General features: G+C 69.8%; 21 protein-coding genes and 1 tRNA gene. 15 read left to right on the top strand and 7 right to left on the bottom strand.

Annotated features, from left to right (window positions below):
• A partial coding sequence (locus tag GH736_RS03695; RefSeq protein ID WP_159600397.1) for a TadA family conjugal transfer-associated ATPase occupies window positions 1-1,210 on the bottom strand: 1,210 nt, incomplete at its 3' end.
• Window positions 1,211-1,673: 463 nt separating this feature from the next.
• On the opposite strand from GH736_RS03695, the gene acs reads away from it, so the two are divergent.
• Window positions 1,674-3,629 carry an acetate--CoA ligase gene (acs, locus tag GH736_RS03690; RefSeq protein WP_159600395.1) on the top strand — a complete coding sequence of 652 codons (1,956 nt, stop codon included), beginning with the start codon at window positions 1,674-1,676 and terminating at the stop codon, window positions 3,627-3,629.
• A gap of 67 nt (window positions 3,630-3,696) precedes the next feature.
• On the opposite strand, the gene GH736_RS03685 is transcribed toward acs, so the two are convergent.
• The gene (locus tag GH736_RS03685) at window positions 3,697-4,167 is read right to left on the bottom strand and encodes a RidA family protein (protein WP_159600393.1); all 471 of its coding nucleotides are present in this window, start codon (window positions 4,165-4,167) and stop codon (window positions 3,697-3,699) included.
• Complete coding sequence (locus GH736_RS03680) at window positions 4,167-4,394, bottom strand: hypothetical protein (RefSeq protein ID WP_159600391.1); 228 nt, start codon at window positions 4,392-4,394, stop codon at window positions 4,167-4,169. Before GH736_RS03680 ends, GH736_RS03685 begins: the two co-directional genes overlap by 1 nt.
• A 187-nt stretch (window positions 4,395-4,581) precedes the next feature.
• Here GH736_RS03680 and GH736_RS03675 point away from each other — a divergent pair, with 187 nt between their 5' ends.
• The 13 genes from GH736_RS03675 to GH736_RS03615 all read left to right on the top strand — a co-directional run bounded on the left by GH736_RS03675 (window position 4,582) and on the right by GH736_RS03615 (window position 18,940).
• Window positions 4,582-7,158 carry a transglycosylase domain-containing protein gene (locus GH736_RS03675; RefSeq protein WP_159600389.1) on the top strand — a complete coding sequence of 859 codons (2,577 nt, stop codon included), beginning with the start codon at window positions 4,582-4,584 and terminating at the stop codon, window positions 7,156-7,158.
• Window positions 7,155-8,132, top strand: a complete 978-nt coding sequence (locus GH736_RS03670; RefSeq protein WP_159600387.1) for a metallophosphoesterase — start codon at window positions 7,155-7,157, stop codon at window positions 8,130-8,132. The genes GH736_RS03675 and GH736_RS03670 overlap by 4 nt, the downstream gene beginning before the upstream one ends.
• An 84-nt stretch (window positions 8,133-8,216) precedes the next feature.
• A tRNA-Pro gene (locus tag GH736_RS03665) sits at window positions 8,217-8,293 on the top strand.
• A gap of 219 nt (window positions 8,294-8,512) precedes the next feature.
• Window positions 8,513-9,589, top strand: coding sequence for a glycosyltransferase (locus GH736_RS03660; RefSeq protein WP_159600385.1), 1,077 nt, complete (start codon window positions 8,513-8,515; stop codon window positions 9,587-9,589).
• Window positions 9,590-9,600: 11 nt separating this feature from the next.
• Window positions 9,601-11,097, top strand: coding sequence for a lipopolysaccharide biosynthesis protein (locus GH736_RS03655; RefSeq protein WP_159600383.1), 1,497 nt, complete (start codon window positions 9,601-9,603; stop codon window positions 11,095-11,097).
• Window positions 11,094-12,353, top strand: a complete 1,260-nt coding sequence (locus GH736_RS03650) for a polysaccharide pyruvyl transferase family protein (protein WP_159600381.1) — start codon at window positions 11,094-11,096, stop codon at window positions 12,351-12,353. The genes GH736_RS03655 and GH736_RS03650 overlap by 4 nt, the downstream gene beginning before the upstream one ends.
• 1 nt (window position 12,354) lies before the next feature.
• Window positions 12,355-12,849 carry an acyltransferase gene (locus GH736_RS03645; RefSeq protein WP_159600379.1) on the top strand — a complete coding sequence of 165 codons (495 nt, stop codon included), beginning with the start codon at window positions 12,355-12,357 and terminating at the stop codon, window positions 12,847-12,849.
• On the top strand, window positions 12,846-13,844 hold the full coding sequence (locus GH736_RS03640; RefSeq protein WP_159600377.1) for a glycosyltransferase family 2 protein: 999 nt from the start codon (window positions 12,846-12,848) through the stop codon (window positions 13,842-13,844). Before GH736_RS03645 ends, GH736_RS03640 begins: the two co-directional genes overlap by 4 nt.
• A gap of 210 nt (window positions 13,845-14,054) precedes the next feature.
• Window positions 14,055-15,149 carry an acyltransferase family protein gene (locus tag GH736_RS03635; protein ID WP_159600375.1) on the top strand — a complete coding sequence of 365 codons (1,095 nt, stop codon included), beginning with the start codon at window positions 14,055-14,057 and terminating at the stop codon, window positions 15,147-15,149.
• A 54-nt stretch (window positions 15,150-15,203) separates the two neighbouring features.
• The gene (locus GH736_RS03630; RefSeq protein ID WP_159600373.1) at window positions 15,204-16,214 is read left to right on the top strand and encodes a glycosyltransferase; all 1,011 of its coding nucleotides are present in this window, start codon (window positions 15,204-15,206) and stop codon (window positions 16,212-16,214) included.
• On the top strand, window positions 16,211-17,299 hold the full coding sequence (locus GH736_RS03625; protein WP_159600371.1) for a polysaccharide pyruvyl transferase family protein: 1,089 nt from the start codon (window positions 16,211-16,213) through the stop codon (window positions 17,297-17,299). The genes GH736_RS03630 and GH736_RS03625 overlap by 4 nt, the downstream gene beginning before the upstream one ends.
• Window positions 17,299-18,342: a glycosyltransferase family 4 protein gene (locus GH736_RS03620; RefSeq protein ID WP_159600369.1), complete on the top strand. Its 1,044-nt coding sequence runs from the start codon at window positions 17,299-17,301 to the stop codon at window positions 18,340-18,342. Before GH736_RS03625 ends, GH736_RS03620 begins: the two co-directional genes overlap by 1 nt.
• A gap of 61 nt (window positions 18,343-18,403) precedes the next feature.
• Entirely contained in the window at window positions 18,404-18,940 is a 537-nt protein-coding gene (locus GH736_RS03615) for a YdcF family protein (RefSeq protein WP_159600367.1), read from the top strand.
• A gap of 19 nt (window positions 18,941-18,959) precedes the next feature.
• On the opposite strand, the gene GH736_RS03610 is transcribed toward GH736_RS03615, so the two are convergent.
• Genes GH736_RS03610 through GH736_RS03595 form a run of 4 tightly spaced genes read right to left on the bottom strand, consistent with a single transcriptional unit; the run spans window position 18,960 to window position 24,141 of the window.
• On the bottom strand, window positions 18,960-20,156 hold the full coding sequence (locus GH736_RS03610) for an acyltransferase family protein (RefSeq protein ID WP_159600365.1): 1,197 nt from the start codon (window positions 20,154-20,156) through the stop codon (window positions 18,960-18,962).
• A 12-nt stretch (window positions 20,157-20,168) separates the two neighbouring features.
• Window positions 20,169-21,656, bottom strand: a complete 1,488-nt coding sequence (locus GH736_RS03605) for a hypothetical protein (RefSeq protein WP_159600363.1) — start codon at window positions 21,654-21,656, stop codon at window positions 20,169-20,171.
• A gap of 36 nt (window positions 21,657-21,692) precedes the next feature.
• The gene (locus tag GH736_RS03600; protein ID WP_159600361.1) at window positions 21,693-23,162 is read right to left on the bottom strand and encodes a polysaccharide biosynthesis tyrosine autokinase; all 1,470 of its coding nucleotides are present in this window, start codon (window positions 23,160-23,162) and stop codon (window positions 21,693-21,695) included.
• 13 nt (window positions 23,163-23,175) lie between these two features.
• Window positions 23,176-24,141 (bottom strand): alpha/beta hydrolase, encoded by a 966-nt coding sequence (locus GH736_RS03595; protein WP_159600359.1) that lies wholly within the window; start codon window positions 24,139-24,141, stop codon window positions 23,176-23,178.
• A 211-nt stretch (window positions 24,142-24,352) separates the two neighbouring features.
• On the opposite strand from GH736_RS03595, the gene GH736_RS03590 reads away from it, so the two are divergent.
• Window positions 24,353-25,828, top strand: a complete 1,476-nt coding sequence (locus GH736_RS03590; protein WP_235933820.1) for a sugar transferase — start codon at window positions 24,353-24,355, stop codon at window positions 25,826-25,828.
• The last annotated feature ends 305 nt before the right edge of the window (window positions 25,829-26,133 follow it).

Here is a 26,133-nt window from a genome sequence, read left to right as displayed (position 1 = left end):
CGGCGATCCGCCCGGCGATCCTGCTGACGATCATCTTCTCGGTCATCGGATCGTTCCAGCTGTTCGCCGAACCGAGCCTGCTGTCGATCATCGCTCCCAACGTGGTGATCAACTCGTACACGCCGAAGCGGCCGATCTCGGCGAGCCGTCGCCGGCCGCCCGTGCGATCGAGGTGCAGGACGAGGTCGAAGGCACTCACCGTCTGTCGCGCCACCGCATCGGGTGCGAGGCCCGCGGTGGAGCCGAGTGCCTCGAGGCGCGCCGGCACGTCCGCGAGGGAGTTGGCGTGCAGGGTGCCCGCACCGCCGTCATGCCCGGTGTTGAGTGCCGCGAGGAGTTCGCGGAGTTCGGCGCCGCGACACTCCCCCACCACCAGTCGATCGGGGCGCATGCGAAGCGCCTCGCGCAGCAGGACGTCGAGGCCGAGACGGCCGGCGCCCTCGAGGTTCGCCTGGCGCGCCTCGAGCGCGACGACGTGCGGGTGGCCGATGGCGAGCTCGGCGACATCCTCGATGAGGACGATGCGCTCGCGCGGGGACGCCTCGCCGAGGAGTGCCGCGAGCAGCGTGGTCTTGCCCGTGCCACCCGCACCGGTCACGAGCAGGTTGCGCCGCGCGGCGATGGCGTCGCGCAACACCCGCTCCTGCGAGGCATCCATCATGCCGGCGCGCACCAGGGCGGCCAGCTGGAAGCCCGAAGCACGAGGCACCCGGACGGAGATGGCCGTGCCGCCGGAGGAGACGGGCGGCAGCACCGCGTGCACCCGGATGCCCCTGCCGAGTCGCACGTCGACGGCCGGCGTGGCCTCGTCGATGTGCCGCCCACCCCGCGCGATGAGCCGGACGGCCAGTGCGCGGACCTCGGCCTCGTCGGCGGACCATGCCGGCTCGTGCTCGGGACCGGCACCCCGGTCGACCCAGAGCCCGCGTTCGCCGTTCACGAAGAGGTCGGTCACGGGGCCGGATGCCGCGAAGGGCGCCAGGGGCCCGAGGTCGCCGAGCTCGCCGTTCCCGGCCGGGCCGGTCGAGGACTCCTCCCCGGCCGACTCGGGACTGGTCGTCAGGGTGCCCGCGGTCTGCCGGTCGGGTTCAGCCGCGAAGGGTTCGCGAGGTGACGGCGCCGTCGAAGACGGACGCGCCTGCTGCAGCGCCGCGGCCGGCTTCGCCTGGGGTCGTTCCCACGATGGAGTGGCGACGAATGGGATGGACATGCGCCGAGCGTACGAAGACCCGTGCGCCACGAGGCATCCGCTCGGGCGGTGGTGAGGATCGAGCCTCCTCCACACCCTTGTGGAGGAGAACTCGAACCGTCTCGCGCTGGTTGGACAGCGCCGTTAACGTAAGGGGGCGGCACCCATTGGGGGGAACAGGTGCCGCCTCGGCAGCGCAAGGATTGGGGGGAATCACGAGCGCTGCAGGCCACGAAACGAGTGTTCGGGCGGTATTCAGTGTAGGGCTTCCGAAACGATGCGCAAGCATTTTTTGTCCTCATTTGTGCGGACGTACAGTTTTCTCTGCGCAAAGGCACAGTAACCGCTCTCACGGCTGCTCGGAAGAGCATGCGACCCGGTGTGACCGACCCGTTACAGCGCCGTCGGAGCCGGGCGGTATGGTGCTGGGTGGGACAGGCGACCCAACCGATGCACGCAATCGCGAAGGAGCGACCGGAGAACCATGACCGTTCAGATCGACCACGCACTCGAGGAGATCAGGCGCTTCCGCCCGAGCCCCGAATTCGCCGCCCAAGCCGTCGCCGACGCCCGTCTCTACCAGGAGGCCGAGGGCGATCGCCTCGCGTTCTGGGCGCGACAGGCCCGCGAGCTCCTCCAGTGGGAGAAGCCCTTCACCCGCACGCTCGACTGGTCCAACCCGCCCTTCGCCAAGTGGTTCGACGACGGCGAGCTGAACGTCGCGGTGAACTGCCTCGACCGGCACGTCGACGCGGGCCATGGCGACCGGGTGGCCCTCCACTGGGAGGGCGAGCCCGGCGACAGCCGCGACGTCACCTACGCGCAGCTCACCGACGAGGTGAAGCGCGCCGCGAACGTGCTCACCGAGCTCGGCGTCGGCGAGGGCGACCGCGTCGCCATCTACCTGCCGATGATCCCCGAGGCCGTCGTCGCGATGCTCGCGGTCGCACGCATCGGGGCGGTGCACTCGGTGGTGTTCGGCGGATTCAGCGCCGACAGCCTCGCGTCTCGCATCGACGACGCCGAGGCATCCCTCGTCATCACCGCCGACGGCGGCTACCGCAAGGGCAAGGTGTTCCCGCTCAAGCCCGTCGTCGACGAGGCGCTCGCGAAGGCCGAGGGGGGCACGGTGCGCAATGTGCTCGTCGTTCGCCGCGGCGAGAACGACGTCGAATGGGACGCCTCGCGCGACCACTGGTGGCACGAGACGGTGGCCGAGGCCTCGAACGAGCACGAGGCGCGCGCGTTCGGCGCGGAGCATCCGCTGTTCATCCTCTACACGTCGGGCACGACCGGGAAGCCGAAGGGCATCCTGCACACGTCGGGCGGCTACCTCACGCAGGCGGCGTTCACCCACCGGAACGTCTTCGACCTCCACCCCGAGACCGACGTGTACTGGTGCACGGCCGACGTCGGCTGGATCACCGGCCACTCGTACGTCGTCTACGGCCCGCTCGCGAACGGCGCCACCCAGGTGCTCTACGAGGGCACGCCCGACACGCCTCACCCCGGCCGGTGGTGGGAGATCGTCGAGAAGTACCAGGTCTCGATCCTCTACACCGCGCCCACGGCGATCCGCTCGTTCATGAAGCTGGGGCGCCAGATCCCCCACGAGTTCAACCTGCGCTCGCTGCGCCTGCTCGGGTCGGTGGGCGAGCCCATCAATCCCGAGGCGTGGATCTGGTACCGGCACGTGATCGGGGGCGGATCGATCCCGGTCGTGGACACCTGGTGGCAGACCGAGACCGGCGCGATCATGATCTCGGCCCTGCCGGGCATCACCGACCTCAAGCCCGGTAGCGCCCAGGTGGCGATCCCTGGCATCTCGATCGACATCCTGAGCGACGACGGCACGCCCGTCGAGGGCGAGGGCGGCGGACTGCTCGTCGTGACCGAACCGTGGCCGTCGATGCTGCGCGGGATCTGGGGCGATCCCGAGCGGTTCAAGGAGACCTACTGGGAGAAGTTCGGCGACAAGTACTTCGCCGGCGACGGCGCCCGCCGCGATGAGGACGGCGACATCTGGCTGCTCGGCCGGGTCGACGACGTCATGAACGTGTCGGGCCACCGCCTGTCGACCGCCGAGATCGAGTCCTCGCTCGTGGCGCACCCGTGGACGGCCGAGGCCGCAGTGGTCGGCGCGGCCGACGAGACGACCGGGCAGGCCGTCGTCGCGTTCGTCATCCTCAAGGCCAGCCAGGTCGAGCACGTCACCGACGTCAGCGAGGCCGCCGAGGAACTGCGCCGGCACGTCGCCACGCAGATCGGCGCCATCGCGCGGCCGAGGCAGGTCTTCATCGTCAACGAGCTGCCGAAGACGCGGTCGGGCAAGATCATGCGGCGCCTCCTCCGCGACCTCGCCGAGGGCCGGCAGGTGGGCGACACCACGACGCTCGCCGACACGTCGGTCATGACGGCGATCACCGAGCAGGTCAGGTAGCAGGACGACGGATGCCGCGCCGGGATCGCTCCCGACGCGGCATCCGTCGTCGTCGCCTGGGTCGCTGCTAGGCGAACTCGACGATCAACTCGACCTCGACCGGCGCGTCGAGGGGCAGCGACGCGACGCCGACCGCGGACCGGGCGTGACGGCCGGCCTCGCCGAACACCTCGCCGAGCAGCTCGGACGCGCCGTTCACGACGCCGGGCTGGCCCGTGAACGACGGGTCGGAGGCGACGAAGCCGACGAGCTTCACGACGCGGGTGACGCGATCGAGCGACCCGAGCTCGGCGCGCACGGCGGCGAGTGCGTTGAGGATGCACGTGCGGGCATACGCCTTGGCGTCGTCGGCGGACACGAGGCCGTCACCGTCACCCACCTTGCCGGTGGCGGGCAGGCTGCCCCCGACGAAGGGCAGTTGGCCCGAGGTATAGACGTACGAGCCGCTGACCACGGCCGGCACGTATGCCGCCACGGGCGGCGCCACCTCGGGGAGCTCGATCCCGAGCTCGGCGAGTCGCGCCTCGGCGGCGGCCATCAGGCCCCGCCCTCGAACTGCTTGGCAGCCTGGGCTGCTGCGGCCGCGCCGGCGGACGCCGCGGACGACGACTCGCCGCCGACCGGGCGCTTGAGGTACGCGACGAGGCCGCCCTCGGGCCCCTGCACGACCTGCACGAGCTCCCAGCCCTCGGAGCCCCAGTTGTTCAGGATCGCCGCGGTGTTGTGGATGAGCAGCGGGGTGGTGATGTACTCCCAGGCCGGCATGCGGGGTTCCTCGTCTCTCGTCTGCGACTGCGATTCGGTCGATCGGCGCCCCGGTCGCGTCGTCGGTCGGGCGACCGATCTCACGGAGTGCGGCGTGTCGGCGCACGACAGCGCAGCGCCGCCCGCATAGCGGGTTTTGCCAGCCTTCTCCGTTAAGCTCCACTATATGTCTGCCCAAAAACGTACGATGAGCGACGTCGGCGCCGGAGTCCTCGGATTCCTCGGCCTGAGCGCTCTCGCCGGCATCCTCGTGACGGCAGCCGTGACTCCCGCGCTCGCGGTGACCGGCATGGCCGCGAACAACGGCATCTCCATGTTCGAGAACCTGCCGGGATACCTCGAGATCGGCGACCTCTCCGAGAAGACCGACATCTACGCGGTCCAGGCCGATGGGACTCCCTACCGCCTCGCCTCCTTCTTCGACGAGAACCGTGAAGAGGTGGCGTGGGACCAGATCAGCCAGTACGTGAAGGACGCCGCCGTCGCCGGCGAGGACCCGCGCTTCTACGAGCACGGCGGCATCGACATCCAGGGCACCTTCCGCGCTGCCCTCAACGAGTACGTCATCGGCGGCGCGACGCAGGGTGGCTCGTCGATCACGCAGCAGTATGTGAAGAACGTCCTCATCAACAACGGCGTGCGCGAAGCATCGACCGAAGAGGAGAAGGAGGCGGCGTACGAGGCGGCCACCGAGACCTCGCCCGAGCGCAAGCTCAAGGAGATGCGGTACGCGATCGCACTCGAGAAGAAATTCCCCAAGGACGATATCCTCAAGGGCTACCTCAACATCGCGGCCTTCGGCGGTCGCGTCTACGGCATCGAGTCGGCGGCGCAGTACTACTACGGGGGCAAGCACGCGGTGGACCTCACGCTTCCTGAGGCGGCCAGCCTCATCGCGATCGTGAACAACCCCGAGAAGTTCCGCCTCGACTACCCCGAGAGCGAGGCGAACGGCGCCGCTACCGTGGTCGATGGGCAGCCCGTGCCGTACGCGGCGAACAAGGAACGACGTGACTACATCCTCGGCCAGATGCTGAAGGAGAAGAAGATCACCCAAGAGGAGCACGACGCGGCGGTAGCCGCGCCTGTTGCCCCGGTGATCCAGGAGCCCAGTACGGGCTGCGCGACCGCAGGCGGCAGCGCGTTCTTCTGCGACTACGTCAAGAACATCATCCTCAACAACTACGACGACCCAGCGACGGAGGACAACGAGGGCGCCCGGATGCTGCAGCAGGGCGGACTGCAGGTGTTCACCACGCTCGACCTCGAACTGCAGGGCCGAGCCGAGACAGCGATGGCCGAGAACGTGCCGTTCACCGACCCTCGATTCGACGTGGGTTCGGTCGCCGTGACCGTGCAGCCCGGCACCGGCCGCGTACTCGCCATGGCGCAGAACAAGAAGTTCACCGAGGATCCCGATGTCGCGGCGTCGAGCCCCGAGTACACCTCCATCAATTACAGCACCGACTTCGACTATGGCGGGTCGAGCGGCTTCCAGCCGGGTTCGACCTACAAGGTGTGGACGCTCGCCCAGTGGCTGAACGCCGGTCACTCGCTCACAGAGACGTTCAATGGGGCCCGTCGGGCTTTCACCAGCTTCACGAACTCGTGCGAGGGCAACTTCTCAGGATCGTTCAATCCGAGGAACGACGACGGCCGCATCGCCAACAACGCGGTCGACGCGACGAAGTGGTCGGTGAACTCGAGCTTCATGGCGATGGCCCAGCAGCTCGACCTGTGCGACATCAAGAAGACCGCGGAGGCGTTCGGCATGCACCGCGCCGACAACGGCCCGCTGACGATGTACCCGTCCGACGTGCTCGGAACGCAGGAGGTCGCCCCCGTCACCATGGCCGCTGCCTTCGCCGGCATCGCGAACAACGGCACGACCTGCACGCCCGTCGCAATCGATCGCATCGTGACGGCGAACGGCGAAGAGGTGCCACCTCCCGCGTCGACCTGCTCGCAGTCGGTCACGCCCGAGGTCGCCCACTCGATGGAGTATGCGATGCAGCAGACCTTCGCCGGCGGTGGAACCGCGACCGCGTCGAACACCGGCACGGGAGTGCCGCATATCGGCAAGACCGGCACCACCGACAACGCGTTCGACACCTGGATGGTGGGCTCGAGCACGAAGGTGGCGACTGCAGTCTGGGTGGGCAACGTCACCGGCGGCGACAACCGCACCAACTTGCGCAACATCAGCTTCGACAGCGGTGCTGCTGCGACGGCGCGTCACCGCATCTGGCCCGCCATCATGGAGCTCGCCGACAACAAGTACGGCGGCGATGACTTCGCTGAGCCCGATGCGAGCGCGTTCAAGCAGGTGCTCGTCGACGTTCCGCAGGTCGCCGGCCTTTCACTCGACGCCGCCAAGCAGGCGATCGAGGCTGCCGGATTCGTCTTCGAGGACGGCGGGCAGCAGGACTCCAGCCTTCCCGCCGGGCAGGTCTCGGGTACCGATCCAGCAGGTCAGGCGGGCAAGGGATCCACGATCCGCGTCTTCACGAGCAACGGTCAGGGCGCGACCGTGCCCGACCTCACCGGCATGAACGCGCTCCAGGCGAAAGCCGCGCTGGATGCAGCCGGCCTCCGCATGAAGGGCGGCGGTGGAAACCCCACCGGCACGGTCACGAGCCAGAGCCCGGCGCCGAGCAGCCCGGTCAAGCGCGGTGACGAGGTCACCGTGACGTTCAGCGACGGAGGTACGGGCGGCAACGGCGGGACCGGCGGCAACGGCGGCGGAACCCCGGGCCAGGGTTGACCCGCTCCACGCCTCCGCTCGCTGCGCGGATCGCACTCGCGGTCGGCGCAGCGGGCGCTGCCGCGTTCGCCTGGGGTTCGCTCGTCGAGCGCACGCGATGGACGCTGCGTCAGGTCGAGGTGCCGGTGCTGCCGGCGGGCGCGGAGCCCATCACGGTCCTGCACCTCTCCGACCTGCACATGGCGCCGTGGCAGCGTGAAAAGCAGGCGTGGGTGGCGTCGCTGGCCACGCTGCAGCCCGACCTCATCGTCGACACGGGCGACAACCTCGGGCACGAGCGGGGTCTCGAGGGCATCCGTCGCGCGTTCGACGCGTTCGCCGGCATCCCGGGCGTGTTCGTGAACGGATCCAACGACTACTTCGGCCCGCAGTTGAAGAACCCCTTCATGTACTTCGGGGGGCCGTCGGGTCGATCCCGGCGATCGAAGCGGCTCGACACCGACGCGCTGCACGCCTACTTCGCGGAGCTCGGGTGGCAGGACCTCGACAACACGGCGGCGAGTCTGGACCTGCGCGGGACGCACTTCGAGTTCTTCGGCGTCGACGACCCGCACCGCGGGTGGGACCGCCTCGACCTCATCACCGCGGCGATCGACGACCTGCGTGCCGAGGATCCGCTCGGCGACGAGACCTGGCCCGACGTGGCATCCGTCGCTGCGCGCCGCTCGACGGTGACGGTGGGCGTGACGCACGCGCCCTACCAGCGGGTGCTCAACTCGTTCGTGAACCACGGCGCACAGCTGATCCTCGCCGGCCACACGCACGGGGGGCAGGTCTGCGTGCCCGGCTTCGGGGCGCTCGTCACGAACTGCGACATCCCCAGGCACCAGGCGAAGGGCCTCAGCACCTGGCGCCACGGCCTGCGCTCGGCCTTCCTGAACGTCTCCGCGGGGCTCGGCACCTCGATCTACGCACCGGTTCGATTCGCCTGCGCGCCCGAGGCGACGGTGCTGCGGCTGGTTCCCGTCGCCTGAAAGAGCCGAGCGGATGCCGCGGCCGACCGTGGTCGGTCGTCCCGGTTTTATCCGCTATCCTTGTGGAGGCCCGCGAGGGCCGACCGGGGTGTGGCGCAGCTTGGTAGCGCGCGTCGTTCGGGACGACGAGGTCGCAGGTTCAAATCCTGTCACCCCGACCAACTCTCATCGCAGATCCCGACGAATCCCCCCTCCATCGGAGGGGGGATTCTCGCGTTCACCCCCGCATGTTCCACCCGCCGCCCCCGCGTTTCCGGGCGGTTACATGTGGGTGTCGATCTGCGCAACTCCCCGCCTCCAGCGTGACCCGCCGTTATATCGTGACGGCAGAGGATCAGCGTGGTTCCCGTCCGGAAACCTCGAACCTGGAGCTGCCGCGCATGACCTCTCCCGATCTCACCCACACCCTCGACGGACCCGGCCTCGCACCCGCCCCGTCGACCGGCGGGCCCGATCTCGTCGTGCTGCACAGCCTGAGGGCCCCCGATGGGACGACCAAGTACGTCGACCAGATGGTCGACGGCGCGAGCGACCACGTGTCCATCCGGTTCTTCTCGTGGCGCACCGCACTGACCGGCTCGTACGACGTGTTCCACGTGCACTGGCCGGAGCTGCTCATCAGGGATCGGAAACCCGTCCGCCGCCTGGTCAAGCGCCGGATGCTCGATGCGCTCATCCTGCGCGCCAAGCTGACGAGGACGCCCATCGTCTGGACGGCGCACAACGTGGACCCGCACGAGCAGGGTTCCCCGGCGGAGGCGCGGTCGCTGCGTCGGCTGCGCCGCGCGATCACGCTCGCCATCCGCCTGAATCCCACCACCGAGCTGCCCGCGGGGATGGATGCGGTCACCATCCTGCACGGCCACTACAGGGACCAGTTCGCCGCGTACGCCCGGCGCGACGCGGTGCCGGGCCGAGTCCTCTACTTCGGCATCATCCGGCCGTACAAGGGCGTCGACCTCCTCATGCACGCGTTCGGCGAGCTCGAGGATCCGACGCTCCAGCTCCGGATCGTGGGCGACCCCCACCCGGGTCAGGCCGAGATCGTCGAGGCCGCGATGGCCGGCGATGAGCGCATCACCGCCCTCCTCCGGTTCGTGAGCGACGAGGAACTCGTCGACGAGATCACGTCGTCCGCCCTCGTCGTGCTGCCCTACCGCGAGAAGATGCACAACTCGGGCGTGGTCCTCGTCGCGCTGTCCCTCGGCCGGCCGGTGCTGGTGCCGGCGTCGCCGACCAATGCGGCGCTCCGCAACGAGATCGGCGAGGAGTGGATCATCCAGTACGAGGGAGAGCTCACGCCCGACATCCTCGCTCGTGCGCTGCGGGACGTGGCATCACGATCGCACGCGGCGGAACCCGCCCTGAGCGATCGCGACTGGAAGCACGTCGGCGAGCTCCACCATCGTGCCTACGTGCGGGCGCGCGAGTCGCGTCGCGGCGCGCGGGCACGCTGAGACGGGTCGGCATGTCGCCGAGCCTGGGCGCATCCGCCTCCCGCGGCGCCGCCGTGACACTCAGCGGACAGCTGGTCCGCGTGCTGATCCAGTTGTGCGGGATCGTGATCCTCGCTCGTCTGCTGACCCCGGCCGACTACGGTCTCGTCGCCATGGTCACCGCGATCGTCGGCGTGGCGGAGATCTTCCGCGACTTCGGGCTCTCCGCGGCGGCGGTGCAGGCGAAGACGCTCTCCCGGCACCAGCGCGACAACCTCTTCTGGACGAACACCGCGATCGGGTTGGTGCTGTCGCTGACCGTCCTCGCGACATCCGGGCTGATCGCGGGACTCTACGACGACCCTCGCCTGCAGAGCATCACCGCGGTGCTCTCGGTGACGTTCCTGCTCAACGGCATCTCGACGCAGTACCGGGCCGACCTCAATCGCAACCTCTCGTTCTTCCGCCTGTCGCTCGCCGAGATCGGCGGACAGGCGGCGGGCGTCGCCAGCGGCATCGTCCTGGCCGTGCTCGGCTTCGGATACTGGGCCCTCGTCGCGCAGCAGGTCGTGCAGGCGGGGCTCACCGTCGTGCTGCTCGTCGCCTTCGCCCGCTGGATCCCCGGCTGGATCCATCGTGGGGAGTCGATTCGTTCGTTCATCGGCTTCGGGGCGAGCCTCTTCGGCTCGCAGCTGCTCGGATACGCCGCCCGGAACGCCGACAGCGTCGTGATCGGCGCGCGGTTCGGGCCGGTCGACCTCGGCCTGTACAACCGGGCGTTCCAGCTCATGATGCTGCCCCTGCTGCAGATCAACGCGCCGTCCACCCGTGTCGCGCTCCCGGTGCTGTCCCGCCTGCAGGACCAGCGGGAGCGGTTCGCGGCGTTCATCAGCTTCGGCCAGGTGGCGATGCTCACGATCATCGGGGTGGCCTTCGCCTACCTCGGCGCCCAGGCCGGGTCGGTCATCGCCGTCGCGCTGGGCGACCAGTGGGTGGACGCGACGCCCATCTTCCAGATCCTCCTCGTCGCCGGGTTCTTCCAGGCCGCCAACTACGCGGCCTACTGGGTGTTCCTCGCGAAGGGCCTCGCCCGCTCCAACTTCCTGTACGCGCTCGCGACCCGACCCGCGATGGTCGTGCTCATCGTCATCGGCTCGGCCTGGGGCGTCTACGGCGTGGCGATCGCCTACACCGTGTCGCTGGCGCTGTCGTGGCCGGTGGCGTTGATCTGGATCGCCCGGGTGTCGGATGCCCCGGCCGGCCAGCTGTTCCGCAATGGGCTGCGATCACTCGTCGTCTTCGGCATCGCCGCGGGCGCGTCGTTCGCATCGACCGTCGCGTTGCCCGAGGACGCCTACGTCATCCGCCTGGCGGTCGGACTGGCGGCACTGGTCGTCGCGCTCTCACTGCTCGCGCTCGTCTGGCCGACCTTCCGCCGGGACCTCATCGCACTGGCCGGCGCCCGCCGGTACTTCGCGCCTTCGCGAGGCGCGGGCCCAGATGCCGCCACACAAGGAGGAGAATCATGATCCGTCGCGTTGTCCGCAAGATCCGGCGAACGTTCGATGAGGCGGTTCTCGCCACCGGCCTCGGTGCACGCGCCGACCGGAGGAACGTCGCACGGTGGGCGGGACGCCGCGGCGGCGACCCGGCAGGCCCCCACGTGGTCGTCACCGCACCCGGCGGCGGCAACATCGGCGACCAGGCGCTGTTCGAGGCGTTCGTCGAGTCCACGTCGGGCCAGGTGGTCGCCGTGACGAGCTCGCCCGACAGCATCGAGGTCCCCTCGTCCCTGGCCGAGCGCGTCGTCGTGCTCGTGCTCCCCGAGCTCGTGTACGGTCGAGGCGCTGCGCGCCGACAGGAGCTCGAGCGATTCGCCCGAACGGTCGCGGGAGCCGCCAGCCTCTCCGTCATCGGGGCGGACATCATGGACGGCCGGTACAGCCTCCGTGCCTCCGTGAACCGATCCAACGTCGCCACGGCAGTCGCCGCGCTCGGCGTCGACACCCGCATCGTCGGGTTCAGCTGGAACGGCAGCGCTCGCGTCGCCGCTCGACGGGCGCTGGTGTCTGCGAGCTCGAACGGGGTCGTCCCGCTGCTGCGCGACCCGGTCTCGGCGCGCCGTGCGGCCGCCGACGGCGTGCGGCACATCCGCGAGTCGGCGGACATCGTGTTCGCCGCGAGCACCGTCGACCCGTCGTCGGCCTCGCTCGTGTCCGGCGTCACCAAGCCGATCGCCCTGGTGAACGTGAGCGGGCTGATCTCGCGGACCTTCAGCCAGGACGACGAGTTCGAGCTGATCATCGACCACCTCCGCTCGACTGGGCACCACGTGGTGCTCCTTCCGCACGTGTCGAGGCCCAAGGGCGACGACATCGTCGCCTGCGAGTCCGTGTACTCGCGGGTGGGCGACGAGGACCTGACCTTCGTCCGACGCCTGCTCACCCCGGCGCAGATCCGGGGCCTGACGTCCGTCGCCTCCATCACCATCACGGGCCGCATGCACCTCGCCATCATGACCCTGTGGGCGGGCACGCCCGCGATCACGCTCGCAACGCAGGGAAAGGTGGAGGGCCTGATGGCCCTCGTCGGCGCACCCGAGCTCTGCGTCGTGCCGCATGCGGGCTTCGGCGCGGACGTGGTGGCGGCGATCGACGCGACGATCGACGCGGACTCACCGGCGAGGAGTTCGATCTCCGACGCGCTCCCCCGGGTGAAGGAACTCGCCGTCCGGAACGTCGACGGACTTCGCGCCGCGCAGGCGGTCGTCGAGGAGGTGAGGTGACGTGGCAGGCACGGCACGTGGTGCCCTCGCCAGTTCCATCGGCGGCATGGCCCTGTGGGGACCCCGCTCACGTCGTCGCATCCTGTCGGCGCTCGGCGTGCGCATGGCGCGTTCCGTCCGGGTCTACCCGTACATCAAGTTCCTCGGCGGCGTGGACCACCTCGTGGTCGGCGAGCGCGTGTTCCTCAACGCCAACGTCCTGATCGGGTCGGGCGCACCCATCACCATCGGCGACGGCGTGTCGATCGGCCCGAGCGTCCAGCTCCTGCCCACGAGCCACGAGATCGGCCCGTCGAACGCACGCGCGGGGTCGAACGTCTCGGCTCCGATCGTCGTCGGCGACGGCAGCTGGATCGGCGCCGGCGTCACCGTGCTCGGCGGCGTGACGATCGGTCGCGGTGCGGTGATCGCCGCCGGCGCCGTCGTCAGCAAGGACTGCGAGGCCGACTCCGTCTACGGCGGTGTCCCAGCCCGACTCATCCGGAGGATCGAATGAACGACTCGAGTCCGCGGGAAGCGGCGGTGGACGCGACGATCATCGTGCCGGCGTTCAACGTCGAGGCCTACCTCGAGACCGCGCTGCACCGGCTCGTCGAGCAGACCCACCCCTCGTTCGAGGTCGTCGTCATCGACGATGCGTCGACGGATGCCACGGGGCGGATCGGTCGTGAGTGGGCGGCGTCGAATCCCCGCGTCCGGTACCTGCTCCAGGCCCGGAACGAGGGCGTCGCCGCCGCACGCGAGCGCGGGGTGCGCGAGGGCCGCGGCGAGTTCGTCTGGTTCGTCGATGCCGACGACGAATGGCCGGCCGACGCGCTGGCGTCCCTCGTCGCGGACGCCCGCCGGCACCGGGCCGACCTCGTCTGCGCGAGAGCGGAGTACCTGCTCGTCGACGGGACCCGCAAGGCGGTCGGTGCCCTGGGCGCTCCGAAGGAGCTCGATGGCAGGTCGGCGTTCCTCGAGTTCCTGCGCGGCGACATCACCGGGCACCTCTGGAACAAGCTGTTCCGCCGGGACCTGCTCGACACGATCGACTTCACCCGTTCACGCCAGCACTCGGACCAGGCGATGGTCGCGCAGGCGATCGCGCACGCCGGTCGCGTCTCGCTCACCGAGGCGGAGGTCTACACGTACAAGCTGAGGCAGGGTTCGATCATCCGATCGGGCAGCCGTCGCGCGGAGTCGCTGGCGACAGTCTCGTCGGTGGTGCGCGCCACGGCGGCCGGGCTGGACCCTGCGCTCCTCGAGAGCCCCGACTTCCTCTACTACACCGCCCGATTCGACGTGCTCTCCCGCATGAAGGACGCCACGTCACCGGCGTATGCGGCCGACGAGTCCGGCCGGCTCGTCCGCGAGATCCGGAGGTCGCTCACGGCACCCGTGCTGTGGTCGACGGTGCGCAAGCGGGACTTCAAGCGGTTCGCCCTCCTCACGGCCGCCCGGGTGAGCGTGCCGGCCTTCCGGGTCGGCATCCGCCGCGGAGGTGCATGACCGTGGCCCGATTCCCGTCGACGCACCTCGCGTGCAGCCAGTGTTTACACGGCCGACTCACGCCGGTAAGACCGCGTCACTACCGTGAGAACTGCAATCACTGCCGGACCATGGGGGCGACTTCGATGGGGACTCGGCAGACCCGATGGAGTGGCCAGGCACCCGGCCTGTGCAGTCGGGGCGGCCGTCTCCCCGTGATTGGACGAGACGATGAGCTCAAAGACTCCCCAACCCATCTACGAACGCGGGAACATCGGCCGGAAGGCCTGGGTGGACTTCGCCAAGGGCGTCGCGATCCTGATGGTCGTGTACTACCACTCGGCCCTCTACCTCTCGCATGTCGGCGTGGGCGGCACGGTGGGCGTCCTGAAGGCCGTCGGCGAGCTGTATGCGATGCCGGTGTTCTTCCTCATCGCCGGCCTGATGAACTTCCGGACCTCGACCTGGACGTTCGGCCAGACCTGGCGTCGGCGATTGTGGCCGATCCTCTACATCTACATCCTCTGGTCGGTCATCCGCGCGGTGTTCTACCTGGTGGTGCCCGGCATCAACGGGGAGCTCGGGGAGCTCTCGGCGACGAATCCGCTGAGCCTCGCTCTCATCCTCGTCTGGCCGAGCAGCAGCTACTGGTTCATGTACGCGCTGTTCCTGTTCACGCTGCTGGCATGGCTCCTGCGACGCGTTCCCCGCTGGCTCCAGGTGGGCGGGCTCGCCATCGTGTCGACGCTGGTGACGAGCGGACTGCTCTCGGCGCAGAACATCGGGTGGAATCGGATCCTGGCGCTCGCCGTGTTCTTCGTGGCCGGGACGGTGTACGCGAAGCAGGTCAACGCGCTGATCGACCGGGCGGGTTCGGTGGCGCTGCTGGCGGCCGTCCTCGCGTTCGTCATCTCCTGCGGGGCACTCGTCGTCATGCACCTCCGGTTCGTTCCGCTGGTGGTGCTGGCCGGCCAGGTATCGGCGATCGCGGTCGGGATCTTCGCGTCGAAGTACCTCGTTCGATTGCGGCCACTGCGGTTCGTCAGCCCGCTCGGCAAGCAGAGCCTGCAGATCTACCTGTTCCACCTGTACATCATCGTGCCGGTCACGGGCCTGATCGGGCTGCTGTACCCCGACTGGCCGCGGCCGGTCAACGTCCTGGTGCAGTTCGCGGTCGTCGCGTTCACCGTCCTCATGTCGCTGCTGCTGGCGCGCCTCACCCAACGGGCCCGGTGGCTGCTCGTTCCGCCGTCGTTGCCTCGGGCATCGGCTCGCTCCTCCCACCCATCGGGCGACGTCCGCAAGGCGGCGAGCGACCCGACGTGAGTCGCGGCATCCTGACCGTTCGAGCGTCGGCGGGCCGCCGGGAAGGGGGGACAGATGCCTAGGACACTCGAACTGGCCCCGACCACGGAGCGACGACTGCTGCTCGCGGCGTCGACGGGCGGCCACCTCGCGCAGCTGGTGCGATTGGCGCCGGGCCTCGGCGCGTCGGACGAGTCGCTCTGGGTCACCTTCGACTCGCTGCAGGAGAAGTCGTTGCTCGCGGGCCGGAACGTGCTCCACGTCCCGTACGTCGGACCTCGCGACTACGTCGCGCTCTATGCGGCATGGCGACGCATCTCCGCCGAGCTGAAGGGCGAGCGCTTCGACGCGGCGGTGAGCACGGGTTCCGCCCTCGCGCTCGCCGCCCTCCCGGCCGCTCGCATGGCCGGCATGCCGGCGATGTACATCGAGAGCGTCTCGCGAGTCGACGGACCGTCCCTCTCGGGACGCGTCCTTGCGATGTCGCGGCTCGCGGAGATGCGGACCCAGCACGCGAACTGGTCGAACGGGCGCTGGAAGGTGCATCCGAGCGTCCTGAACGACTATGTGAGCGGGTCGCGCCCGGTCGATGCGGGGCGCCCGCTGAAGGTCTTCATCACCCTCGGCACCATCAAGGGCTTCGCGTTCGATGCGCTCGTCGACCGCATCCTCGACCTCGACATCGCGAACGAGGACACGGTGTGGCAGTTGGGGAGCACGCCGCCCCGTCGCGACCTCCCGGGCACGGTGCGGTCCTTCGTCGACGCGGCGGAGTTCGAGGCCTACGCGCGGGACGCGGATGTCGTGATCACCCACGCGGGAGTGGGAACGATCCTCGGGCTCATCGACCTCGGGATCTACCCGCTCGCGGTGGTGCGACGCAAGCGCCGTGGTGAGCACGTCGACGACCACCAGCAGCAGATCGCCGGCATGCTGAACGACCTCGACATCGGCAGGGGCGCCGAGGTCGACGACCTCGACCGCGGGGTCATCGAGTCGGCGGCCCGACGATGGACCAGCGTCCGTGACCGGACCGTGACCGCAGAACGCTCCGACGCGAGCCGCACGAGTGGAGAACGACCATGAGCCAGGCGCAGATCTTCGTTCCGGGAGTGGGGCAGTACGAGAACATCGGCGACATCATCCTGCGTCGGCAGCTCATCGAGTGGCTTCGACCGCTGGGCCGGCTCCATGTCTACGTGGGTCCCTCGCCCGACGGGTATGCGACCGCTCTGGGCGTGGGAGACGACGACGTCGTGTACCGCTCGTTCGGCACGTGGTATCGCGCCGGCCTGCGATCGGCCGCACGGGGCGACGGCTCGTACGTGTTCAAGCCCGGCGAGATCCAGCTCACCCTCATCGGCATGAAGGAACACCTCAGCATGCTGCCCATGGCCGGCCTGATGCGGGCGCGCGGCGGGCGCGTGGCGAGGATCGGAGCCGGCTCCCGCAACTTCGCGCCGCTGCCGAGGCTCCTGATCACCCCGTCGGTCATGCTCTCCCAGCTGACGGCCTGGCGGGACGTGAAGACGGTGGAGTACCTCCGCCGCGGCGAGCTCATGCCCGACCTCGCCTTCGCCGAAGGCCCCGAGGACTTCGACCACTCCGGCGAGCGGGACACGATCGTGGTCTCGATGCGCGTCGACCGGCCCCTGCCCACGGCGGAGTGGATCAGTGGCATACGCTCGTTCGCCGACGCGAACGGCCTGCGCATCGTCGTCGCAACCCAGGTGCTCCCCGACAGCCCACGATCGCTCTGGCTCGCCGATCGACTCGGTGCGGAGCTGCAGGACTGGGACGGCACGGATCACGAGGGCCAGGAGCTCGCGCTCCGCGAGACCTACCGCAGGACCGCGCTCGCGATCAGCGACCGCATGCACGTGCTCATCGCCGCGTACACCGAGGGCGCGGTCCCCATCGCGCTCCTCGTGGACCGGTCGGACAAGATCGACCGGCACTTCCAGGCGGCCGGCATCCATGGCGTGTCGGTGGCCACCGACGGCATGGACGCGGCGGCCATCGGGGAGCGGCTCGGCGACGTGCTCGCCCGTCGAGCCGAGATGATGGCGGCGCTCACCACGGCGAAGTCGGATCTGGAGTCGGTGCGCGGCCGACTCGCCCAGCTCCTGACCGGCCACCGCGCCTCGCCGGTCCCCGCTGGGGTGCGCTGATGGCCGCGCAGCCCACCGCGACGATTCGCGGACACGACCTCGTGGCGTGGCACGTCGGCCGGCACGGGGAGGTGGCCGGCGGCATGACGCAGGTCGTCAACGCCTACGCTGCCTGGGACTTCGAGTCGTTCGACATCCGCGTGATCCCCTCGCGGGACGGAAGCCGCGGCCTCAGGGCGTACCTGCTCTTCCTGCGCGCGGTCCTGGCGGTGCGGAGGCTTCGAGACCCGGAACGGAACCTGGTCGTGGTGCACCTGTCGCAAGGGGGCTCGTTCGTCCGCGAAGGGCACCTGCTCCGCCTCGCCAGTCGCCGCGGCTTCGCGACGATCGCCCATCTCCATGGAAGCAGCTTCGTCGAGTACGCGAACGCGCATCCCGAGCGGGTCGGCCCAGTGCTTCGCGCAGCCTCACGGGTGTTCGTCCTGAGCGAGGCGACCCGCGCGTCCGTCGCCGGTTTCATCCCCGAGGACCGGATCGCCGTCGTGCCGAACGCGGTCGCCTCCGCACCTGCTGCCACGAAGCAGCCGCGGGTGGTGTTCGGCGGCAAGGTCTCCACGCGGAAGGGCGTCGACGTGCTCGTCGACGCCTGGCGAGCGCTCGAGCCCGACGGCACCTGGCATCTCGAGATCGCGGGCCCGGTGGCTGAACCCGAGCTCGTGCCTGCCGATCTTCCGCACGCCAGCGTCCTCGGCTCGCTTCCCCACGCCGAGCTCCTCGCCCGGCTCGAGTCGGCGGCGGTCGCTGTGCTGCCGTCGCGTGACGAGGCCATGCCGATGTTCATCCTCGAGGCCATGGCGCGGGATGCCTGCGTGATCGCGACCGACGTCGGCGGCATCCCCGCGGTGCTCGGCGACGGTTCCGGCATCCTCGTTCCCGCAGGCGACGCCGAGTCCCTGCGCGCAGCGCTCCACACCGTGATGACGTCCGAGCCGGCTCGGCGCACCGTGGTGGAACGCGCCAGGCGGACGTTCGCCGAGCACTACTCGGCCTCGGCGCTCTATCCCCGACTCGAGCGGCTCTGGCGTGACGCCCTCGACCGCTGAGGCCACTGAGGCGGCCCCGCCGAGGACCGCCCCGAGGCGACTGGGCCGCGCGGTCGGCGCGGTGGCCGTCACCATCGGGGTGCTCGTCGTCGCGTTCGTCCTGGTCGGGCTTCCCCTGTACGTCTTCCCGGCGGTCGATGCGGTGCCGGCCCAGGCCGACGTGGTCTACGTGATCGGCCCGCCGACGCCCGCCCGGATCGCTCTCGCGCGGGAGCTCATCGAGACCGGCGCGGCCGACGAGATGCTGATCTCGGTTCCCGGCGACGCCCTCGCCGAGGGCACGCCGTCGCGCGGCCGCTTCAGCGCGTGCAACCTCCCGGGTGGCGACGTGCTCTGCCGAGCGCCCGACCCGGCCACCACCCAGGGCGAGGCCCGGCTCCTCGCCGAGATGTCGCAGGAGCACGGCTGGGACAGCGCCATCGTCGTCACGATGACGCCGCACGTCTCCCGAGCCCGCCTGATCATCGACCGGTGCTTCGACGGCGAGCTCTCGATGCGAGCCGTCGCCGACCAGCCGTCGGGGCTCGGCGGCTGGGTGCACCAGTACTTCTACCAGACCGGCGCGTTCGTCAAGGCGCTGACCGCGCCCGGCTGCTGACCGTCGCCAGTCGACCGCCTCAGCTCGTGGATGCCTCGGGTGCCCGTCGCCGCATCCGGATCCCGCTCAGCAGGCCGGTCCCCGGCGCGGCGGATCCGGTCGTCAGGAAGCGGAGCACCGGCACGCAGTTCACCAGCTCGTAGGTGACGCCTGCCACCACGGCCGTCAGGATCACGGTCAGGACGAAGCCGACGAGCGAGGGGACGCCCGCGCCGATGAAGAGCAGGGCGAAGCCCAGTACCAGCGGCTGGTGCACGAGGTAGACGACCAGCGATGAGTCGACCAGCCAGTCGACGACGCGCGAACGCTCGCGGAAGACCCGCGTCGCCACCTTGAACGCGAGCGCGGCCCAGACGAGTCCCGCCACGGGCCAGAGCACCGCCTGGGTCACGAGCGCCACCGTTGCATCGGATGCCCCGGCCAGCGCCATGCCGATGAAGTAGGCCGCCGTGGCCAGTCCGGCGACGAGCAGCGGGGTCCTCCGCAGCTGCATGAACCGCTCCAGGTACGCCGGCCGGAAGGCCAGCACGAGACCGGTGAGGAAGGACGGTGCGTAGATGACGAGGTTGCGCGAGACGAGGTTCGAGAGCAGCCCCGCGATCCCGCCGACCGTCCACACGGCGAGGCCGACCACGACGATCGCCGATGACGTGGCGAGGTAGGCGAGGAGGCCGAACCTCCAGCCCGCCATGCGGCTGGTGATCGCGGCCGTCGCTCGCGCGACGTGCCGGCGGATCGGCGGCGCGAAGAGCAGCGCCAGCACTCCCGAGTAGATGAGCAGCACCACCAGGAACCAGAGGTGCATCGTCCAGTAGGAGCCGGGATGCGACCACTGCTCGACCAGGAAGTCCCAGATCGAGCGACCGCGGGCGCCCCGGGATGCCGCGATGATGGCCCATTGGATGGGGCTGAGCACGACGACGCCGAAGAGGAGCGGGATCCCGAGTCGCTGCAGTCGTCCGGCGTACCAGCGACGGGGACCTCGCCTGCGGATGACCATCAGGGCGAAGAAGCCGGCGACGATGAAGAACGTGGGCATCCGCCAGATGTGGAGGAACTCGGCGAAGGCGATGAGGAACGGCGATGGGGCGTCAGTGCCGATGAGCCACGGCAGCCCCGAGAACGCGAGCGCCGAGTGGTAGGGGATGCCGAGCACCATGAGCGATGCCCGGAGTCCGTCGAGGTAGTGCAGTCGGGGCGGCGATGCGGCGGTCACGATCGGCGTCGCTCACTCGACGAGCGCCGCACTGCGGACCGACGTCGGCCTGGGCGTCGCGGCAGTGCGCGGAAGGCGCAGCCCGGGGATGCGGGCGCTGTCGCGGAAGGAGGCGATCATCCCGGCTGCGGCGAACACGAACGGGTAGGAGGGCGCCGACACGAACACGGGCGCCGCGACGGACTCGATCAGGAGCACGAGAAGCCAGCCGATGCCCGTGACCCGCAGCCACTTGACCAGCGTCGGTTCGTCAGGCGACGTGGGCCGGCAGAGCGACACGAGGATGGCGATGATCCCGGCTGCGAAGAACGCGGCGCCGAGCCATCCGCTCTCGCCGAGGATGGCCGGCCACTGCGTGTCGTTCAGGAACATCCCGGCATCGCCGCGACCCAGCCCGTAGATGCGCGTGAACCCGAGCTCGACGTACTCGGGAGAGTACGTGGCGCCGGCCGTGTAGCTCCCATACCTGCCGAAGCCCGCACCGAGCGGGAAGTAGTGGGCCGCGACGGAGAGCGAACCGAGGGTCAGCGCGGAGCGCGCGGAATCCTGCACGACGTAGATCTCGAAGTCGCCGGCGATCAGCTCGTAGAGCGGCGGCACGATCACGACCCCGATGATCGGCACCACGCAGAGGATTGCGATCCACATGACCGGGCGCCCGTACCGCAGCAGGAGGAGCCCCGCCGTCGCCCCGAGGCCGATGATCGTCTTGACCTGGAACGTGAGCACCGCGAGCCCGCCCGTGACGAGAAGCAGGATCGCGTTGCCGAGGGATGCCCGCACGATCAGCCCGTAGGCGATGAGCGCGATGGCCAGCACGGCGCAGAACCGGCTGAAGGCGGCGGGATGCTGGAACGGACCGCTGAGCGCCGGCACGCCCATGACCGCGGTGACCGGTTCGTCTCCCGAGATGAGCGACGACCAGACCCCCGGTGCGACGAGGTTGATCACGCCGGTCAACGCGAAGAAGATGACGGCGACCGCTCCGATCCTGGCGAGGAGCCGGAGGTCGCGTACGGTCCACCGGAGCTGGGCGAGCGCGAAGGCGAAGATCAGGCCCTTCAGGATGAGCAGCATCGCCTCGCTCATCGTGCCGAACGCGACGCGGTTGACCATGCCGCCCAGCACGCCCATGGCGATGAACAGCCCGAACCACGGCAGGCCCGGCAGGTACACGAGTCGACGGTCGGTCACGAATCGGCGCACGCTGAAGCTCGCGAACGCGAGGAGCACGACGGCTTCATCCGCGTAGCTTCCCGCTGCCCCGAGCGCCGACTGGATCGGGCTCGTCAAGACGATGGTCACGATGGCCAGCAGCGCGAACAGCTTCGGGAGGAACACCGCCACGGCGAGTAGGATGATCCCGGCGACCGCGGCGAACGGGATCACCGGGTCGATCCAGCCGAGCGCCGCGATCGCCACTGCAGCACCGACGCCCGCGACGGACCAGGCCGTCGTGCGGACGCCCGGTGTCAGCCAGGGCCATGCCTCCGTGCTCATGTTCGCTCCCCCAACAGGCTCATGGTCGCGGCTCGCTCAGGCCCGCGCGTCGGGGCCCGAAGTGGGGACGTCGTCGAGCACCACGCCGAACAGCGTGCTGTCCACGCCGCGCACGTTCGCCTCCGCGATCCGGAGTCGGGACGCGCGGGTCCTACCGGCCCGCACGACCATGACGAACCCGGTGGCGACGGCAGCGAGCTCGCTCGCATCCGCCACCTCCCCGGCCGATCCGGCGTCGAGGATCACGATGTCGCAGTGCTTCGAGAGGGAGCGGACGAGGTCGTGCATCCGGGCCGAGCCCAGGAGTTCGCTCGAGCCGGCGCCCACCTTGCCGGTCGGGAGCACGTCGAGCCCGGGCGCGACGGTGATCGGCTCGATGGCCCCGAGCGGCGCGGAGCCCGTGAGCACGGCATCGAGACCGCCCTCCGCGGGAATGCCGAAGACGGAAGCGAGGCGGGGTGCTCGGAGGTTGGCATCGACCAGCGTCACGCGGGTGCCGTCCTCGGCGAGCGCGAGCGCGACGCCCGCCGCGACCGTGGTCTTGCCCTCCCGGCCGGCGGGCGACGTGAAGGCGACCACCGGCTGCGGTCCCGCCAGCAGGTGCTTGAGCTGGAGGCGCACGAGCCGGACGGCTTCACCGAACCCCTTGCGCTCCATCGCCGTCCGGATGGACGCACGTGCTCGGCCTCGCACCCGCGGGATCGTGCCGAGCACGTTCGCGCCGGTCGCCTTCGCGAGGTCGCGGCCGTTGCGCACGCGGGTGTTCGAGACCTCGCGGAGCACGACGAGCAGGAGGGCGAGCACGAGGCCCGCCGCGAAGGCGATGGCGACGATGACGACCGGAGGCAGGCTCGAGGGTTCCTCGGGAGCCTCGGCCTGCTGGACGACGCGCCCGGCGATCGTTCCCGGCACGCCGACGCCGGCGGCCGGGTCGCTGATGACCGCGACGAAGTTCGCAGCAAGGGCATCGGCGAGCTCTGCTGCGCTCGCGGGGTCGTCGCCCTCGGCCGTGATGGTGAGGATGGACGTGCCCTCGACGGGCGTCGCGCTGATGTCCTCGGCGAGCTCGACGGGGGTGCTGTCGAGCGACAGCTGGTCGATCGTGGGCTGGAGCACGAGCGGGGTCATCACCAGTGCGGTGTAGGTGCCCATCTGCTGGATGACGAGGTTGTTGCCCTGGACCTGCTCCTGGGGGGCGGCCGTGACCGTCACCGCGCTCAGCATCACCTTGCTCTCGGCGGTATAGGTCGGTGTGCTGGTCGACGCGACCAGCCATCCGACGACCGAGGCGGCGATCACCGTGACGACGATGAGGATCCAGTTCCTGCCGATCGTGCGCACGACCTCGGTGAACTCCATTCCCCGGCCTCCATCCCGCTCGGTCGATCGAAACTCGTCGTTCGGGTTGATGCCCCTCGTGGCGGGTGACGACGCGGTCGTCAGCACGAGCGAGGACGGTTCGATGAGGGTGGTGGTTCCCGCGTGGTTCTGGGACGTTACGGACATGGCGTTCGCCTTTCTACAGGTGCTCGGCGAGGAACTCGACGAGGCGGGAACGAACTTCATTGGTGAGCAGCTGGACGCCATGGCTGGCGCCCGCTCCGATGGTCAGCTCGACGGGCACCCCGGCCTCCTCGAGCGTGTCGCGCATGGCCTCGGCCTGCTCGACCGGGACGAGCTCGGCCGACCCGTTCACGAGGAACATCGGAGGATCGGACGGATCGACGTTGAGCAGCGCCGACGCCGACGCCGCCTGGGGGCAGTTCGCGGCGGTCGGGTCGCTGCATCCGAGGTAGGCGAGCGCCATGCCGGCCGCTTCGGGGCTGGGCACACCGAGCTGGAGCGCCGCCTCGGTCAGCAGGGAGACTCCCGACAGCGACACGACCGCGCCCACGCGGGTGCCCTCGTCGGTCGGCCCGGTTCCGGATGCCGCGTAGGTCTGCGCGAGGATGGCGCCGGCCGAGCTGCCGAGCAGGCCGATCTTCGCGGGGTCGATGCCGAAGCGCTGGACCTGCTCGGGGTCGCGCAGCCATTCCACCGCGTGGGACACGTCGTCGAGCTGAGCGGGGAACACGTGGTCGGGCGCGAGTCGGTAGTCGATCGAGATGCCGGCCAGGCCGCTGCGCGCCATGAGCTCGCAGAGCGCGCGCATGCCCCCGCCGATGCGGTCGCCTTCGGTGAAGCCGCCGCCGTGCAGCAGGATCACTGCGGGGACGGGCGCATCGGACGCGGGCAGGCACGCGTCGGCCATGAGCGTCGAGTCGCCGTCGCTCCAGTACGGCAGCGCCTCGACGATGTCGATGTCGGCGCTGCGGGCGGGTGTCGGAGCCCGTTCTTCGCCCGCCGCGCTCGCGCAGCCGACGAACATCGATGTGATCGCCAGCGCGACGAGGCCCGCCACGGCGCGCGACGATCGCCGCCAGTGGGCGGAAGTCCTCGCCCCGGGCGGTGCCGAGGCGTCTGCGAAGCGCGTGGATCGGGTCATCGGTTCCTTACCGGTCGGGCCCGGGATCCTGGTCCCGGTCAGCCTGTGCGCGGAGGAAGCCACACTGCTCCAAGGCACCCGTCGGGGTGCCCCTCCATCTTCACCCGGTCGGATGGAGCCCACGTGACGAGTATGTAAATTCCGGCTACGCGATCTAGTACTGCCACGGCCCGCCTCTCTACATTGATGAGCAATCGAGGGGGAGAAACTCTTGACTCAAGCCATTCAGACCGAGATGGCGAGGAGTTCGAGGGGGACGCGGTCGGCGAGCTGGGAACAGCGCTACGGCCGGATGCTCGTCTCCACCGATCTTCTTGTCATCACCGTGTGCGTGTTCGGCGCACTGCTGCTCGGTGGGGTACCGAAGCAGCTCGCGACCGCGGAGCTCGTCGGCGTCCCGGCCGCCGTGGTGTTCGGCGTGCTCGTGATCGTCACGTGGTCGCTCGCGCTGTCCATCGTGGGCAGCCGTTCGCCGCGCGTCGTCGGGTCGGGCGCCCTCGAGTACCGCAGGGTGCTGCACATCACGGTCCTGATGGTGTGCGCGCTCGGGTTCCTCGTCTACGTGCTGGCGTTCGACGGCCTCCGCGGCTTCCTGCTGCTGGCACTGCCGGTCGGCCTGGTCGGGCTGCTCGGGAGCCGATGGACCTGGCGCCAGTGGCTCGCGCGCCGCCGGCGTGCCGGTCAGATGTCGAGCCGGGTGCTGCTCGTCGGCTCCCAGGAGTCGATCGCCGCGACGGCACGGGACCTCGCGCGATCGCCGCAGGCCGGCCTCCGCGTCGTGGGTGCGTGCACGTCGAACGGCCTCATCGCCGGCGTGATCCCCGGCACGGACATCCCCGTGTCCGGCTCGCTCGATCGGCTGAACGAGGCCCTCGAGGCCGTCGACGCCGACACGGTCGTGATCACGAGCTCGAACGAGCTGTCGCGCGAACGGGTGCGCGAACTGAGCTGGTCGCTCGAGCCGGGCCGGCAGCACCTCATCGTGGCGCCGAGCCTCACCGACATCGGCGGCCCCCGCCTGCACACCCGGCCGGTCGCCGGACTCCCCCTGATCCACGTCGAGACCCCGCGGTACGACGGCGGCAAGCTCCACGCCAAGCGCGTGTTCGACTTCGTCGGCTCCGGACTGCTGATCGCCCTCCTGTCGCCGGTGCTGATCGGCATCGCCATGTTCATCCGCTTGAGCACGCCCGGCACGGTCATCTTCCGCCAGAAGCGCATCGGACTCCGCGGTGAGGAGTTCGAGATGCTGAAGTTCCGCTCGATGTACGAGGATGCCGAGGATCGTCTCGCCGAGCTGGCGCGCGACGAGGGCGAGGCCGGCAACTCGATCATGTTCAAGATGCGGGACGATCCGCGGGTGACTCCGATCGGGAAGATCCTCCGCCGCTACAGCCTGGACGAGCTGCCGCAACTGTTCAACGTGTTCTTCGGCAGCATGTCGATCGTCGGCCCGAGGCCTCCGCTGCCCCGCGAGGTGGAGCAGTACGCGGAGCACGTGCACCGGCGGTTCCTCGTCAAGCCGGGCATCACCGGCCTGTGGCAGGTCAGCGGTCGCTCCAACCTCGACTGGGACGAGACCGTGCGTCTCGACCTGTTCTACGTCGAGAACTGGACGACGACGGGCGACCTGATCATCCTCTGGAAGACCCTCCGGGCGGTCGTCGCCAGCGACGGGGCGTACTGACGACTTCGCACTCCGGTCGGGCCCTGTGGACACTCACCCTCGCGCCGGGGCCTGATTCGAGTACCATGAGCCTCACCACCGGCCGAGCGTGGGGCCGCTGGGTAATCTCTTGGACTCGAGGAGGAGCCAGGATGGATCCCATCGCCATCACCGTTGTCGCCGTCATCGCGGCCTGGATCGCCGTCGCCATCATCGTGGCACTGCTCGTCGGCCGCGTCGTGCGGCGTGCCGACGCCCAGGAGGGCGGTGTGCGCGAACCCGGCCTGGCCGGGGCCGCGCCGAACGCGAGCGGACACGACCGCGGG

Source organism: Agromyces humi, from assembly GCF_009720255.1.
Taxonomy (GTDB): domain Bacteria; phylum Actinomycetota; class Actinomycetes; order Actinomycetales; family Microbacteriaceae; genus Agromyces; species Agromyces humi.
Note: the sequence above shows the minus strand (reverse complement) of the source record. Positions and strands in the feature narration are given on the sequence as shown.

What these genes read in the sequence shown, in the direction of transcription:
- acs (WP_159600395.1), top strand. Translation starts at nt 1,674, where the DNA reads ATGACCGTTCAGATCGACCACGCACTCGAGGAGATCAGGCGCTTCCGC.
- GH736_RS03685 (WP_159600393.1), bottom strand. Translation starts at nt 4,167, where the DNA reads ATGGCCGCCGCCGAGGCGCGACTCGCCGAGCTCGGGATCGAGCTCCCC.
- GH736_RS03680 (WP_159600391.1), bottom strand. Translation starts at nt 4,394, where the DNA reads ATGCCGGCCTGGGAGTACATCACCACCCCGCTGCTCATCCACAACACC.
- GH736_RS03675 (WP_159600389.1), top strand. Translation starts at nt 4,582, where the DNA reads ATGAGCGACGTCGGCGCCGGAGTCCTCGGATTCCTCGGCCTGAGCGCT.
- GH736_RS03660 (WP_159600385.1), top strand. Translation starts at nt 8,513, where the DNA reads ATGACCTCTCCCGATCTCACCCACACCCTCGACGGACCCGGCCTCGCA.
- GH736_RS03655 (WP_159600383.1), top strand. Translation starts at nt 9,601, where the DNA reads ATGTCGCCGAGCCTGGGCGCATCCGCCTCCCGCGGCGCCGCCGTGACA.
- GH736_RS03650 (WP_159600381.1), top strand. Translation starts at nt 11,094, where the DNA reads ATGATCCGTCGCGTTGTCCGCAAGATCCGGCGAACGTTCGATGAGGCG.
- GH736_RS03640 (WP_159600377.1), top strand. Translation starts at nt 12,846, where the DNA reads ATGAACGACTCGAGTCCGCGGGAAGCGGCGGTGGACGCGACGATCATC.
- GH736_RS03635 (WP_159600375.1), top strand. Translation starts at nt 14,055, where the DNA reads ATGAGCTCAAAGACTCCCCAACCCATCTACGAACGCGGGAACATCGGC.
- GH736_RS03630 (WP_159600373.1), top strand. Translation starts at nt 15,204, where the DNA reads ATGCCTAGGACACTCGAACTGGCCCCGACCACGGAGCGACGACTGCTG.
- GH736_RS03625 (WP_159600371.1), top strand. Translation starts at nt 16,211, where the DNA reads ATGAGCCAGGCGCAGATCTTCGTTCCGGGAGTGGGGCAGTACGAGAAC.
- GH736_RS03620 (WP_159600369.1), top strand. Translation starts at nt 17,299, where the DNA reads ATGGCCGCGCAGCCCACCGCGACGATTCGCGGACACGACCTCGTGGCG.
- GH736_RS03605 (WP_159600363.1), bottom strand. Translation starts at nt 21,656, where the DNA reads ATGAGCACGGAGGCATGGCCCTGGCTGACACCGGGCGTCCGCACGACG.
- GH736_RS03600 (WP_159600361.1), bottom strand. Translation starts at nt 23,162, where the DNA reads ATGTCCGTAACGTCCCAGAACCACGCGGGAACCACCACCCTCATCGAA.
- GH736_RS03595 (WP_159600359.1), bottom strand. Translation starts at nt 24,141, where the DNA reads ATGACCCGATCCACGCGCTTCGCAGACGCCTCGGCACCGCCCGGGGCG.